Origin of the sequence: Mycobacterium sp. 852002-40037_SCH5390672 (assembly GCF_001665875.1) — a bacterium.
Lineage (GTDB): Bacteria > Actinomycetota > Actinomycetes > Mycobacteriales > Mycobacteriaceae > Mycobacterium.
Genome location: NZ_LZTA01000091.1, coordinates 1 through 14,365, shown reverse-complemented (window position 1 = coordinate 14,365; position 14,365 = coordinate 1). Strand labels below are relative to the sequence as shown.

At 67.8% G+C, this 14,365-nt stretch carries 12 protein-coding genes; 8 read left to right on the top strand and 4 right to left on the bottom strand.

Features of this window, described 5'->3' with window-relative positions:
* Position 1 precedes the first annotated feature (1 nt).
* The 3 genes from yvcK to A5782_RS16340 all read left to right on the top strand — a co-directional run bounded on the left by yvcK (position 2) and on the right by A5782_RS16340 (position 3,555).
* Positions 2-1,066: a uridine diphosphate-N-acetylglucosamine-binding protein YvcK gene (gene yvcK / locus A5782_RS16350; protein ID WP_156623990.1), complete on the top strand. Its 1,065-nt coding sequence runs from the start codon at positions 2-4 to the stop codon at positions 1,064-1,066.
* A complete protein-coding gene (gene whiA / locus A5782_RS16345) occupies positions 1,063-2,040 on the top strand; it encodes a DNA-binding protein WhiA (RefSeq protein ID WP_067102332.1) in 978 nt (325 codons plus the stop codon). Before yvcK ends, whiA begins: the two co-directional genes overlap by 4 nt.
* 120 nt (positions 2,041-2,160) lie before the next feature.
* Positions 2,161-3,555 carry a wax ester/triacylglycerol synthase family O-acyltransferase gene (locus A5782_RS16340; RefSeq protein ID WP_067102252.1) on the top strand — a complete coding sequence of 465 codons (1,395 nt, stop codon included), beginning with the start codon at positions 2,161-2,163 and terminating at the stop codon, positions 3,553-3,555.
* 3 nt (positions 3,556-3,558) lie between these two features.
* Here A5782_RS16340 and A5782_RS16335 read toward each other — a convergent pair whose 3' ends face one another.
* From A5782_RS16335 to A5782_RS16320, 4 genes are all read right to left on the bottom strand, one after another.
* The gene (locus A5782_RS16335; RefSeq protein WP_067102249.1) at positions 3,559-4,926 is read right to left on the bottom strand and encodes an HNH endonuclease signature motif containing protein; all 1,368 of its coding nucleotides are present in this window, start codon (positions 4,924-4,926) and stop codon (positions 3,559-3,561) included.
* A gap of 112 nt (positions 4,927-5,038) precedes the next feature.
* Positions 5,039-6,310, bottom strand: coding sequence for an alpha/beta hydrolase (locus A5782_RS16330; protein WP_067102245.1), 1,272 nt, complete (start codon positions 6,308-6,310; stop codon positions 5,039-5,041).
* Positions 6,310-7,941 carry an acyl-CoA ligase FadD12 gene (gene fadD12 / locus A5782_RS16325; protein ID WP_067102242.1) on the bottom strand — a complete coding sequence of 544 codons (1,632 nt, stop codon included), beginning with the start codon at positions 7,939-7,941 and terminating at the stop codon, positions 6,310-6,312. Before fadD12 ends, A5782_RS16330 begins: the two co-directional genes overlap by 1 nt.
* Before the next feature lie 3 nt (positions 7,942-7,944).
* Entirely contained in the window at positions 7,945-8,685 is a 741-nt protein-coding gene (locus A5782_RS16320; protein WP_231986706.1) for a lysophospholipid acyltransferase family protein, read from the bottom strand.
* 260 nt (positions 8,686-8,945) lie between these two features.
* Here A5782_RS16320 and A5782_RS16315 point away from each other — a divergent pair, with 260 nt between their 5' ends.
* The 5 genes from A5782_RS16315 to pgk all read left to right on the top strand — a co-directional run.
* Positions 8,946-9,446 (top strand): hypothetical protein, encoded by a 501-nt coding sequence (locus A5782_RS16315; RefSeq protein WP_231986704.1) that lies wholly within the window; start codon positions 8,946-8,948, stop codon positions 9,444-9,446.
* Positions 9,447-9,593: 147 nt separating this feature from the next.
* Positions 9,594-11,354 carry a DUF3556 domain-containing protein gene (locus A5782_RS16310; RefSeq protein WP_067102234.1) on the top strand — a complete coding sequence of 587 codons (1,761 nt, stop codon included), beginning with the start codon at positions 9,594-9,596 and terminating at the stop codon, positions 11,352-11,354.
* Positions 11,351-12,778, top strand: coding sequence for an NAD(P)/FAD-dependent oxidoreductase (locus A5782_RS16305; RefSeq protein ID WP_067102230.1), 1,428 nt, complete (start codon positions 11,351-11,353; stop codon positions 12,776-12,778). Before A5782_RS16310 ends, A5782_RS16305 begins: the two co-directional genes overlap by 4 nt.
* A gap of 185 nt (positions 12,779-12,963) precedes the next feature.
* A complete protein-coding gene (gene gap / locus A5782_RS16300) occupies positions 12,964-13,983 on the top strand; it encodes a type I glyceraldehyde-3-phosphate dehydrogenase (RefSeq protein WP_067102226.1) in 1,020 nt (339 codons plus the stop codon).
* Between the two features lie 3 nt (positions 13,984-13,986).
* The coding region (gene pgk / locus A5782_RS16295; RefSeq protein WP_082942976.1) for a phosphoglycerate kinase at positions 13,987-14,365 on the top strand (379 nt) is incomplete at its 3' end.

Below are 14,365 nucleotides of genomic sequence, written 5' to 3'. Positions count from 1 at the left end.
GATGACCCGGGGCATCGTCGCGCTGGGCGGCGGACACGGCCTGTACGCGACGCTGTCGGCGGCTCGCCGACTGACGCCCTATGTCACCGCGGTGGTGACCGTCGCCGACGACGGTGGTTCTTCGGGCCGGCTGCGCAGCGAACTGGACGTAGTGCCACCGGGTGATTTGCGAATGGCATTGGCGGCCTTGGCATCTGACAGTCCCCATGGACGACTGTGGGCGACCATCCTGCAGCACCGGTTCGGCGGCAGCGGCGCCTTGGCGGGGCACCCGATCGGCAACCTGTTGCTGGCCGGCCTGTCCGAGGTGCTGGCCGATCCGGTGGCCGCCCTCGACGAGCTGGGGCGCATCCTGGGCGTCAAGGGCAGGGTGCTGCCGATGTGCCCGATCGCGCTGCAGATCGAGGCCGACGTCTCGGGTCTGGAAGGCGACCCGCGGATGTTCCGGCTGATCCGTGGCCAGGTGGCGATCGCGACCACGCCGGGCAAGGTGCGCCGCGTGCGGTTGTCGCCCGACAACCCGCCGGCGACCCGGCAGGCCGTCGACGCGATCATGGCCGCCGATCTGGTGGTACTTGGCCCGGGCTCGTGGTTCACCAGCGTGATCCCGCATGTGCTGGTGCCCGAACTGGCGGCGGCGCTACGGGCGACCACCGCGCGGCGCGCCCTGGTGCTCAACCTGGTGGCCGAGCCGGGGGAGACGGCCGGCTTCTCCGTCGAGCGTCATCTGCACGTGCTGGCCCAGCACGCACCGGAATTCAGCGTGCACGACATCATCATCGACGCCGAACGGGTGCCCAGTGAGCGGGAACGTGAGCAACTGCGCCGCACCGCCACACTGCTTTCGGCCGAGGTCCACTTCGTCGACGTGGCCAGACCTGGTACACCTTTACATGATCCAGGCAAGCTCGCGGCGGCCCTGGACGGGGTCCGGGCGGCCCACAAGGCTCCGGGAGCGTCTCCGGGCACGGCCACCGCGGATATTCGGGTCGACGGTGCAACCCCACCACCCGGTGGGAGTGGACCGGCCGGCAGCGGACCAAGGGGTGACGACGCGTGGCGATGACGACCGAAGTCAAGGACGAACTGAGCCGCCTCATTGTGAAATCGGTCAGCGCGCGCCGGGCGGAGGTCACGTCCCTGCTGAGGTTCGCCGGCGGGCTGCACATCGTCGGCGGACGTGTCGTGGTCGAGGCCGAGGTGGATCTGGGTAACGTCGCGCGGCGGCTGCGCAAGGACATTTTCGAACTCTACGGATACAACGCCGTCGTGCATGTGTTGTCGGCCAGCGGAATTCGCAAGAGCACCCGCTACGTGTTGCGGGTGGCCAATGACGGTGAGGCATTGGCCCGCCAGACCGGCCTGCTCGACAACCGCGGTCGTCCGGTGCGCGGACTGCCGGCTCAGGTGGTGGGCGGCAGCGTCGGCGACGCCGAAGCCGCGTGGCGGGGCGCGTTCCTGGCGCACGGGTCGCTGACCGAGCCGGGGCGTTCCTCGGCGTTGGAAGTCAGCTGCCCCGGCCCGGAGGCGGCGCTGGCGTTGGTGGGTGCCGCGCGCCGGCTCGGTGTCAGCGCGAAGGCCCGCGAGGTGCGCGGCGCCGACCGGGTGGTGGTGCGCGACGGCGAGGCTATCGGCGCGTTGCTGACCCGGATGGGCGCCCAGGACACCCGGCTGGTGTGGGAGGAGCGCCGGATGCGGCGCGAGGTCCGGGCCACGGCCAACCGGCTCGCCAACTTCGACGACGCCAACCTGCGGCGTTCGGCGCGGGCGGCGGTCGCGGCCGCGGCCCGGGTGGAGCGGGCTCTGGAGATCTTGGGGGACACCGTCCCCGACCATTTGGCCTCGGCCGGCAAGTTGCGCGTGGAGCACCGGCAGGCCTCGCTGGAGGAGCTCGGCCGTCTCGCCGACCCTCCGATGACGAAAGATGCTGTGGCAGGCCGTATTCGGCGGCTACTGTCGATGGCGGACCGCAAGGCCAAGGTCGACGGCATTCCCGACACGGAGTCGGCGGTGACGCCGGATTTGCTGGAGGACGCCTGACGACGATGCGCGCCGCGAAGCGGTGGGCTGAGGAGTCGGCGAATCTGGCGACGCCTGACTGCCCTGCTAAATGTTGGGCATTGCTGGTGGGGACGGGCTGGTGGGGGTTACGGTCGGGGAATGAAACGGCTTTCGAGCGTCGATGCGGCGTTTTGGTCAGCAGAAACCGCGGGCTGGCACATGCACGTGGGGGCGTTGGCGCTTTGTGACCCGAAGGAATGCTCCGAGTACAGCTTTCAACGTCTCCGTCAATTACTCATCGAGCGCCTGCCGGAGGTGCCCCAGTTGCGGTGGCGGGTCACCGACGCGCCGCTGGGACTGGACCGACCGTGGTTCGTCGAAGACGAGGACCTCGACGTCGATTTCCACGTTCGCCGCATCGGTGTTCCCGCGCCGGGCGGTCGCCGCGAGCTCGAGGAGCTGGTGGGCCGGCTGATGTCCTACAAGCTGGACCGCTCCCGGCCGCTGTGGGAGATGTGGGTGATCGAGGGCGTCGAGGGCGGGCGGATCGCGACGCTGACCAAGATGCACCACGCCATCGTCGACGGCGTCTCGGGCGCCGGCTTGGGTGAGATCCTTCTGGACGCCACGCCGGAACCCCGTGCGCCGCAACAGGAGACGGTCGGATCGCTGGTGGGATTCCAACTTCCCGGGCTGGAACGGCGCGCCGTGGGCGCGCTTATCAACGTCGGTGTCAAGACGCCGTTCCGCATCGCCCGACTGGTAGAGCAGACGCTGCGCCAGCAGGTCGCGGCGTTGGGGGTGACCAGCAAGCCGTCGCGCTACTTCGATGCGCCGAAAACCCGGTTCAACGCATCGGTGTCGCCGCACCGGCGGATCACCGGCTGCCGTGTCGAGCTGGCCCGGGCCAAGGCCGTCAAGGATGCCTATGGCGTCAAGCTCAACGACGTTGTGCTCGCGCTGGTGGCCGGGGCGGCCCGCGAATATTTATTGAAGCGCGGAGAACTGCCGGCCAAGCCGCTCATCGCGCAGATCCCCGTATCCACCCGTACCGATGAGAACAAGGACGACGTCGGTAACAAGGTGGGTTCGATGACCGTGTCCCTTGCCACCGATGTCGAAGATCCCGCTGAGCGGCTGCGGGTTATCCACGAGAGCACGCGAAGTGCCAAGTTGATGGCCAAGGCGTTGTCGGCGCATCAGATCATGGGGTTGACCGAAACGACGCCGCCGGGACTGTTGCACCTGGCCGCGCGCGCCTACACGGCCAGCGGGCTGTCGCGAAACCTGGCCCCCATCAACCTGGTTGTCTCCAATGTCCCCGGCCCGCAGTTCCCGCTGTACATGGCGGGCGCCAAACTGGATTCGCTGGTGCCGCTGGGTCCGCCGGTGATGGACGTCGCGCTGAACATCACCTGCTTCTCCTACCAGGACTACCTGGACTTCGGTTTCGTGACGACGCCAGAGGTGGCCAACGACATCGACGACATGGCCGATCGGATCGAGCCGGCGTTGACCGAGCTGGAGAAGGCCGCCGCGCGCGATACCAGTTAGGTGTCAATCGGGTTCGTCGTCGTCCTCGCCGTCGCGGAGGAGTTTTTCGGGGTGGTGGAAGGTGTTGGTTCTGGGTTGTCCGTGGTCGAGGTGCGGCGGTGGGATCCATTCGGTGTGGCCTCGGGCGTTGGTGCGGGTGGTCCAGCCGGTTTCGGCGAGTCGGTTATCTGGGCCGCAGGCCAGCGCCAGGTCGTTGATGTCGGTATGGCGGGTGGCCGTCCAGCCCCGGACGTGGTGGACTTGGCTGTGGTAGCCCGGCGCGTCACAGCCCGGCTTCGTACATCCACGATCCTTGGCGTACAACATGATTCGCTGTGCGGGGGAAGCCAACCGCTTCGTGTGATATAGCGCCAGCGACCTGCCCTTGTCGAAAATCGCCAGGTAATGGTGCGCGTGGCCGGCCCAGCGGATGACATCCGACATGGGCACCAGGGTGCCGCCAGCGGTGAGGGCTTTGCCGGCGGCGGCCTCGAGGTCTTGCAAGGTGGTGGTCACGACGATCGACACGGGGAGCCCGTGGTGCTGGCCCAGCGCGCCCGAGGCGAACAGGCCGCGCAGTCCGGCGAGGAATCCGTCATGGTTGCGCTGGGCTTGCGATCGGCTGTCGCGCCGTGCCGCAGCCTCGTCGGGTGGCGTGTCGACCACCGGTGCCTCGTCCGTGGGATTGCACGCCCCGGGCGCGGCCAGCTTGGCCAGCATGGCCTCGATGGTGGCCCGCAATTCCGGGGTCACCAGCCCGGTGATCCGAGACATGCCGTCGAATTCCTGCGTGCCCAGGGTGATCCCGCGCTTGCGGGCTCGCTCCGCGTCGTCGAATTCGCCGTCAGGGTTGAGCCAGTCCATGACACGCTGGGCGTATTTGGCCAACTGGTCGGGACGGTACCCGCCGGCTTTGTCGGCCAGGTCGGTTTCGGCGGCTTCCCGGGTGGACATGTCCACCTCGGCGGGCAGGTGGGCGAAGAAGCGGCGGATCACCTTCACGTGCCCGTCACCGATCAACCCCGCGCGCTGGCCGGTCGCGGTCGAGCTCAACTGCGGCGCCAACGGCTCACCGGTCAGCGCTCGGCGTTCACCCAAATCCTCGGCCTCGGCGATGCGCCGGCCGGCCTCAGACTTGGTGATCCGCAACCGGTCCGCGAGCGCCGAGCGCAGATTGCCGCCCAGCTCTTCCGCGCCGGCCTGCGCGTCGAGCTGGTTGATCAACGCGTGCTCGGGTGCGCGCAGCCGGCGTGCCACACGCTCCAAGCGCTCCAAGGCCCGCAACCTCTCCGGGGTGGTGAACACGTCAAACGACAACCCGCACAGGCATTCCACGTCGTCATCGAGCGCGGCGAAGACCTCCACGATCTCCTCACGACAGCTCGCATCCATGCCTAGAACCTACGAGCAGACACCGACAAAAATGCCCGCCCTGTGACCACTGAAACTAAAGTGGCACAAGGGTTTACAGAGAAGAAACAGCCGTGCGGCCGCCCGATACCTTCTAGTCGCGCTCGGGCGGATTCGTCGCGTACACCCACGACAGGAATCGCGCCACGGCCTCCGCGGACCGATGCGCCCGCGGGGAACTGAAGATGTCGAAAGCGTGTTGGGCGTGCGGTAATTCGGCGTAGGCGACCGGGTTTTTGGATACCGCGCGCAGTTCCTCGACGAACTCTTCGGCCTCGCCGACCGGGATGAGCGAGTCGTCGTGGCCGTGCAGGACGAAGAACGGCGGTGCGTCGGCGCGCAGCCGGCGGATCGGCGAGGCGTCGAGGTAGATATTGCGGTGGGTGACGAATTTCTTTTTGACAACGAACTTTTGGAGCAGGTCCACGAATTCACGCCGGCCCTCGCCCTCGGTGGAGAACCAGTCGTAGCGCCCGTACACCGGTACCGCGGCGACCACCGAGGTGTCGGCGTCCTCGAAGCCGGGCTGGAACGTCGGGTCGTTGGGCGTCAGCGCCGCCAGCGAACACAGGTGGCCGCCGGCGGATCCGCCGGTGATCGCCACGAAGTTCGGATCCCCGCCGTAGCGGGAGATGTTCTCCTTGACCCAGGCCAGGGCGCGTTTGACGTCGACGATGTGGTCGGGCCAGGTGTGCCGTGGGGACACCCGGTAGCCGATCGACACGCACACCCAGCCGCGCGCGGCCAGGTGGCTCATCAGCGGATAGGCCTGGGGACGGCGCATTCCGATCACCCAGGCGCCGCCCGGGACTTGCAGCAGCACCGGCGCCTTGCCGTCGCGCGGCAGATCGCGGCGGCGCCAGATGTCGGCGAGGTTGGCGCGCCCGTGCGGACCGTAGGACACCACGTTCGTCTTCTCGACGTAGCGGCGGCGCGCCACGGTGTTGCCCAGCGGCAGGGTGCGCCGCCCGCTGCGCGTCGGTGTCGTCTGCGGAAGCTTGTTCAGCGCCTCTTCGTAGTCGTCGCCGAGTTGGTCGCGCAGCCCGGCCTGAAGCACCGGGCCGGGAGTGGTGACGCCCCGATACTTGATCACCGCCAGGATGGCCCAGGACGCCGCCGTCAGGGCCAGCGCGACCTTTCCGCGCCGTCCCGCGAAATCGCCACGGCGTCCCCGCCGCAGCGCATCCAGCACCGAGGCGGAGAAGTACACGCCCGGCACCTCGGAGGCCGGCCAGCCGAACCAGAAGACCAGGACGGTGCTGTAGCCCTTGCGGGCCAGCGGGCGTAATCCGTTGGCGGCGTTGGCCAATTCGAGCGCGGATCGTGCCAATGGCCGGGGTTTCCGAATGGTCCGGGCGAGCCGCATCAGCCGTTCACCCGCGCTTGCAGGTCGGCGCGCAGGATCTTGCCGGTGCTGCCGCGGGGAAGTTCGTCCAGCACGGTGATGTCGCGGGGGACCTTGTAGTTGGCCAGGTTCTCCCGCACATGCTGCTTGAGCGCCTCGGGAGCGGCGCCCCCGTCGAGGGTGGCGCCGGGCTCCAGCACCACGAAGGCCGCCAGCCGCTGCCCGTATTGCTCGTCGTCCACGCCGATCACCGCCGCCTCCGCCACGTCGGGATGTGCCGCAAGGGTCTTCTCCACTTCGATCGGGTACACGTTCTCGCCGCCGGAGACGATCATTTCGTCGTCACGGCCGACGACGAACAGGCGCCCCGCCTCGTCGAGATATCCCACGTCACCCGATGACATGAAGCCGGCGTGAAAGTCCTTGGTACTGCCCGAGGTGTAGCCCTCGAACTGGGTGTTGTTGCGCACGTAGATGCCGCCGACCTCACCGGTGGGCAGCTCGTTGAATTCCGAGTCCAGGATCCGGATTTCGGTTCCGCCCGCGGGCCGGCCCGCCGTGTCCGGTGCTGCGCGCAGGTCCTGCGGGGTGGCGGTCGCGATCATGCCGGCCTCGGTGGCGTTGTAGTTGTTGTAGATCACGTCGCCGAATGCGTCCATGAACGCGATGACCACATCGGGTCGCATCCGCGAGCCCGATGCCGCGGCGAATCTCAAGGACCGACCGCTGTAGCGGCGTCGGACCTCGGCGGGCAGCTCCATGATGCGGTCGAACATCACCGGCACCACGGCAAGACCGGTGGCCTTGTGGCGGTCGATGAGATCCAGCGTGGCCTCGGGGTCGAATTTGCGCCGGGTGATCACCGTGCAGGCCATGGACGCGGCGAAGATCAACTGGGAGAAACCCCACGCGTGGAACATCGGCGCCACGATCACGATGTTTTCCTCGGCGCGCCACGGGGTGCGGTCCAAAATTGCCTTGAGCGTGCCGATTCCGGCGTTGCCACCGGTTTGGTTGGCGCCCTTGGGTGTTCCGGTGGTACCGGAGGTGAGCAGAATCATCCTGCCCTTGCGGCCGGAGCGCTGGGGCTGTCGCCCCGCGCAATCGGCGATGAGTTTCTCGACGGTGAGCTCGTGTTGCCCGTCCGTCCAGGCCACGATGCGGCTGGCATCCGGCTTGTCGGCCAGCGCGCGATCCACCGTCGGGGTGAATTCCTCGTCGTAAACCACGGCGTCGACGCCCTCGCGGTTGACCACCTCAGCCAGCGCGGGCCCGGCGAACGACGTGTTGAGCAGCACGACATCGGAGCCGATCCGGTTCACGGCCACCACCGCCTCGACGAAGCCGCGGTGGTTGCGGCACATGATGCCCACGACTTTCGGTTGACCGGCGGGCAGGTTTTGCAGCGCGGCGGCGAACGCGTTGATCCGTTCGTCGAGCTCGCGCCAGGTCAGCGTGCCGAGTTCGTCGACCAGCCCGGGACGGTCGGGGCAGCGCTGCGCCGCACTGGCGAAGCCCACGGTCATGCCCATGCCTTCGCGGCGCATGGCCGCCGCGATCTTGAGGTAGCGGTCGGGTCGCATCGGCGCGATCATGCCGGCGCGGCGCAGCGTGGTGACCAGGCCGAGTGTCTCGCTCAACGGGTTCGGCATGGCTCAGCCCAGAATCGGGAAGCGACGCTTCGCGGCGAGCTCGGTCAGGGCCTGCTGCATCACCGACCGCACGTACTCGTCGACCTCGTCGACGTCGGGGTCGTCGCCGAACTGCTTGGCGATGTCGATGGGTCGGAGTACCTGCGTCACGATCTTGGTGGGAAGCGGCAGGTTCGGCGGGATGACCGCACTCAGGCCGAAGGGGAAGCCGAACGACAACGGCAGAATCGCGCTGCGCAGCAAGCGTTTAATTCCGAGCCGCTCGGCCAGCCAGGTGCCGCGGGTCAGGTAGAGCTGGGTCTCCTGTCCGCCGATGGACACCGCCGGCACGATCGGGACGCCGGCTTCGATCGCCGTGCGGATGTACCCCTTACGGCCGTTGAAGTCGATGACATTCTCCGACAGGGTGGGCCGGTAGGCGTCGTAGTCGCCGCCGGGGAACACGATCACCACTCCGCCGGACCGCAACGCCGCGGCCGCGTTCTCCCGGTTGGCCCGGATGTATCCGGTGCGCCGGAACAAATCTCCGGTGGGTCCGGTCATCAGAATGTCGTGGCTCAGCGTGTAGACGGGCCGGTCGTAGCCGAGCTTGTCGTAGAAGTGGACGCTGAAGATCGGGACGTCCATGGGGAACATACCGCCCGAGTGGTTGCCGACCACCAATGCTCCGCCGGGCGGGAACGTTTCCAGGCCGTGCACCTCGGAGCGGAAGTAGGTCTTCAGGACCGGGCGCATCACCGCCATCAATCGCTGGGTCAAGCCGGGGTCGAATTTGCCGATGTCCCCGCCGTCGGGGCTGCCGTTGTCGGTCACGTTCCCTCCCTTGACGCTCGCACGAGACCGCTTGTGGTTTGGGGGCCGCGTCGAGTCCCTCGATGGTAGCGACCGGGGCGCCGCCGTTGTCATGGTGTTTCGCCTTTGCCCCGATCCGGGCATGTGGTGTGGTGACGGCCGGGACGCTATTGTTACGGCGCCCTCAGTAATCCTCGAGTAAAGGGGACCCGATGGACGTAGCCGGTCTGTCCCACGAGCGTGGCGCACGCTCGAGCGCTACCCACAGATCGGCTGGCACCCGGGACCGGCGCGGGCGGCGCAACCACACCGCCGCGACACGCGTGGAATCAGCCCGTCAGGCTCAGGCACCGGCCCGGCCCGCGCCCTCCGTCGAGCGGGCCGCCGGTGCGATTGCCGCGGACGTCCCGGACACGGCGGATCAACTGCAGGCCGACTATTTCGTGCGCCTGCTCGGCGGACGACGCGGCCTCATCGACCAGCGCATCGAGGAGTGCCAGCGCAAAATCGCCACCGCGGAAGCCAAGGGCGACCTGGACACCGTGGCGAACTTCCGCCGCCTGGCGCGCATCGCCGAGCAGGATCGGCACACCCTGGACGCCCTGATCGACAAGCTGCGCCGGCGATTTGTCCGCCGCGCACCGGGTGCGGCGTCTGCGGGTTCGCCGCAGGCGCGCCCCGGGGTCCGCGGGTTCGCCCCAGGCGCACGCTGAATCACCTGCCGCCGCAGCGGTTTTCGTCATTTGCCGCTGACGGGTTAGCCGGCGCACAGCACTGAGGCGCACAAATCGGCACAGCGGCGTGGTGGTGCCGATACATTCTATGGGCCAGCTGGTTTCTAGACAGGAACGAGGCCGCCCATGGGATTCATGGCTCCGGAGTTTCCCGACGTCGACCCGCAAACGTGGCTCAGCTTGCCGCGCTCGACCAGGCGACAGATCATGACCCGGCACTGGGTCGAACACGGCTTCGGATCCCCCTACGCGGTCTACCTGTTCTACGTCTTCAAGATCGCCGCGTACGTCGCCGGCGCCGCCGCGGTGATCGCCCTGACGCCGGGGCTGGGCGGGCTGGGCCACATCACCTATTGGTGGACCCAGCCGATCGTGTACCAGAAGCTGGTCATCTTCACGCTGCTGTTCGAGATGCTGGGTCTGGGCTGCGGTTCTGGGCCGCTGACCGCGCGGTTCTGGCCGCCATTCGGCGGGTTCCTGTATTGGTTGCGGCCCAACACTATTCGGCTCCCAGCGTGGCCGGACAAGGTCCCGTTCACCCGTGGGGACAGCCGTACCGTCGTCGACGTGGCGCTGTATCTGATCGTGCTGGCCTCCGGGATCTGGGCGCTGCTCGCACCGGGGCGGGGCGGTCCGGTCACCGCGGCCGGCGACGTCGGCCTGATCGATCCCACGCTGGTCGTGCCCGCCATCGTGGCGCTCGCACTGCTGGGCCTGCGGGACAAAACCGTCTTCCTGGCGGCGCGCGGCGAACACTACGGGCTGACCCTGCTGGTGTTCTTTTTCGGGTTCACCGACCAGATCGCCGCCTTCAAGATCATCATGCTGGCGCTGTGGTGGGGCGCGGCGACCTCCAAGCTCAATCACCACTTCCCGTATGTCGTGGCGGTCATGATGAGCAACAGCCCGCTGCTGCGCGCCAGGGCATTCAATTGGTTCAAGCGTCGGCTCTACCTCGACCCGGTCAACGACCTGCGACCGTCGTGGATACCGAAGATCATGGCCCATGTCGGCGGGACCACGGCCGAATTCCTGGTTCCGCTGGTCCTGGTGTTCGTCGCCGACGGCCACCGGTGGGCGTGGTTCCTGATCGGCTTCATGGTGCTGTTCCACCTCAACATCACGTCCACCATTCCCATGGGAGTCCCGTTGGAGTGGAACGTCTTCTTCATCTTTTCGCTGTTCTATCTGTTCGGGCACTACGCCGGCGTCACGGCCACCGGGCTGAGCTCACCGTTGCTGCTGATCATCCTGATCGTCGCGCTCGCGGTGGTGCCGATCGTGGGAAACCTTTTCCCGCAACAGGTTTCATTCCTTCCTGCGATGCGTTACTACGCGGGTAACTGGGCCACCAGCACCTGGTGCCTGCGCAAAGGGACCGAGGACAAGATCGAGGCGAACATCACCAAGGCATCGGCGCTGGCGCCCAACCAGCTTGCCCGGCTTTACGATCCGCAGACCGCCGAACTCATGATCGACAAGTTGATGGGGTGGCGATCGATGCACACCCACGGGCGGACCCTGGGCGGGCTGGTGCCCCGCGCCCTGCCCGCCGGCGCCGACGAGGCCGACTACCTGCTGCGCGACGGCGAGATCATCGCCGGTCCGCTGATCGGGTGGAACTTCGGCGAAGGCCACCTGCACAACGAACAGCTGCTTGCCGCCGTGCAGCGGCGCTGCGACTTCGATGAGGGCGAGGTGCGGGTGATCATCCTGGAAGCCCAACCGATACAGCGCCAAACGCAGGCCTACCGCATCGTCGACGCCAAGACCGGCCTGATCGAAGAGGGCTACGTCGACGTCGCGGGCATGCTGAGCCGTCAGCCCTGGCCCGAGCCCGGCGACGACTATCCCGTCCACGTCACGACCCGGCACAGCGCTCGATGACCACCGCGGTCGTCGTCGGGGCCGGGCCCAACGGCCTGGCCGCAGCGATCCACCTCGCCCGCCACGGCGTCGAGGTGCAGGTACTGGAGGCCCGCGACACCGTCGGCGGGGGAGCCCGCTCGGCCGAGCTGACGGTGCCCGGGGTGATCCACGACGTCTGCTCGGCCACCCACCCGTTCGGCGTCGGTTCGCCGTTCTGGAAAGAGATCGACCTACCGAGCTACGGGCTGGTGTGGAAGTGGCCGGAGATCGACTGCGCGCATCCGCTCGACGACGGCAGCGCCGGCGTGCTGTACCGATCGATCGATCGGACGGTCGCCGGCATGGGCAGCGATGCCGCCCGGTGGCGGCGCGCCGTCGGGGACCTGGCCGCCGGATTCGATCAGCTGGCGCAGGATTTGCTTCGCCCGGTGCTGCACATCCCGCAGCACCCCGTCCGCCTCGCCAGTTTCGGGCCACGCGCACTGCTGCCGGCTACCGTGATGGCCCGCTGGTTTCGCACCGAGCAGGCCCGCGCGCTGTACGGCGGCGCGGCCGCGCACATCTATACCCGGCTGGACCGTCCGCTGACCGCATCCATGGGGCTGCTTTTTCTGGCCAGCGGGCACCGCTATGGGTGGCCCGTCGCCGAAGGCGGCTCGGGGTCCATTACCCGCGCGCTGGCCGCAGCACTAACCGCGCACGGCGGCGCCATCGCCACCGGAGTGACCGTCACCGGCCGCCGCGACATCCCGGATGCCGACATCGTCATGCTCGACCTGAGCCCCGCGGCGGCACTGCGGATCTACGGCGATGCCATGCCCGGCCGCATCAAACGGTCCTACCGGCGTTATCGCCAGGGGTCCTCGGCGTTCAAGGTCGACTTCGCCGTCCAGGGCGACATCCCCTGGACGAACCCCGACTGCAGGCTCGCCGGCAGCGTCCACCTCGGCGGCAGCTTCGCCGAGATCGCCGACACCGAACGCCGTCGCGCGCAAGGGGAGATGGCGCAGCGGCCGTTCATTCTCGTCGGGCAGCAGTACCTGGCCGACCCGTCCCGATCGGCCGGTGGTGTCAACCCGATCTGGGCGTACGCGCACGTGCCGTTCGGCTACACCGGCGACGCCACCACGGTCATCATCGACCAGATCGAGCGGTTCGCCCCGGGCTTCCGCGACCGCATCGTCGCGACCGTGAGCAAGGGCACCGCCGAGCTGGCGGCCTACAACCCCAACTACATCGGCGGCGATATCCTCGGCGGCGCCAACGACGGGCTTCAGGTCATACTGCGGCCGCGCATCTCGGCCAACCCGTATGCGACCGGTGTGCCGGGTGTCTACCTGTGTTCGCAGTCCACGCCGCCGGGAGCCGGCATCCATGGCCTGTGTGGCTACTACGCCGCCGAGGCGGCGCTGGGCTGGGCCCGCAAGCGCTCTCCCAGGTGATGTTCAGCACACGTCGTGACGTGTACCGATGGCCATCCTGCGACGGCGAGTGGTCTTCGGCGGTCCACACGCTTACCGGCGCGGCGACCGCGCGTGTCGCTGATCTAGGCTGACCACAGGCAGTGTCCAGCGGACATGCACAAGACATGCAAAACGACGACTCAGGAAAGACAGGGGAGAGACAAGTGACGGTCCGAGTAGGTATCAACGGCTTCGGTCGAATCGGTCGGAACTTCTACCGGGCCTTACTGGCTCAACAGGAGCAAGGCACCGCTGACATCGAGGTGGTCGCGGTCAACGACCTCACCGACAACGCCAGCCTGGCGCACCTGCTGAAATTCGACTCCATCCTGGGCCGCCTGCCCCACGACGTCAGCCTCGAGGGCGACGACACCATCGTCGTCGGCAGCAAAAAGATCAAGGCGCTCGAGGTCAAGGAAGGCCCGGCAGCGCTGCCCTGGGGTGACCTGGGCGTCGATGTCGTCGTCGAGTCCACCGGCATCTTCACCAACGCCGCCAAGGCCAAGGGCCACCTGGACGCCGGCGCCAAGAAGGTGATCATCTCCGCGCCCGCCACCGACGAGGACATCACCATCGTGCTGGGCGTCAACGACGACAAGTACGACGGCAGCCAGAACATCATCTCCAACGCCTCGTGCACCACGAACTGCCTGGGGCCGCTGGCCAAGGTGCTCAACGACGAGTTCGGCATCGTCAAGGGCCTGATGACCACTATCCACGCCTACACCCAGGACCAGAACCTGCAGGACGGGCCGCACAAGGATTTGCGCCGGGCCCGCGCCGCCGCGCTGAACATCGTGCCGACCTCCACCGGCGCGGCCAAGGCCATCGGCCTGGTGCTGCCCGAGCTCAAGGGCAAGCTGGACGGCTACGCGCTGCGGGTGCCGATCCCGACCGGCTCGGTCACCGACCTCACCGCCGAGCTGAAGAAGTCCGCCACCGCCGACGAGATCAACGCCGCGATGAAGGCCGCCGCCGAGGGGTCTATGAAGGGCATCCTGAAGTACTACGACGCGCCGATCGTGTCCAGTGACATCGTCACCGACCCGCACAGCTCGATCTTCGACTCCGGCCTGACCAAGGTGATCGACAACCAGGCCAAGGTCGTCTCCTGGTACGACAACGAATGGGGCTACTCCAACCGCCTCGTCGACCTGGTCGCGCTGGTCGGCAAGTCGCTGTAAACCGTGGCTGTCCAGAACCTGAAAGACCTTCTCGCCGAGGGCGTTTCCGGCCGTGGCGTGCTGGTGCGCTCCGATCTGAATGTGCCGCTCGACGACGGGAAGATCACCGATCCCGGCCGCATCACCGCGTCGGTGCCGACGCTGAAGGCGCTGGTCGAGGCGGGCGCCAGGGTGGTGATCACCGCGCACCTCGGCCGGCCCAAGGGCGGAGCCGACCCGAAGCTGTCGCTGGCGCCCGTCGCCGCGGCGCTCGGTGAGCAGCTGGGCCGGCACGTCCAGCTGGCCGGCTCCGAGCAGTCCCGAGTCGTCGGCACCGACGCGCTGGCCCGCGCCGAGGGGCTGACCGACGGCGACGTCCTGCTGCTGGAGAACATCCGCTTCG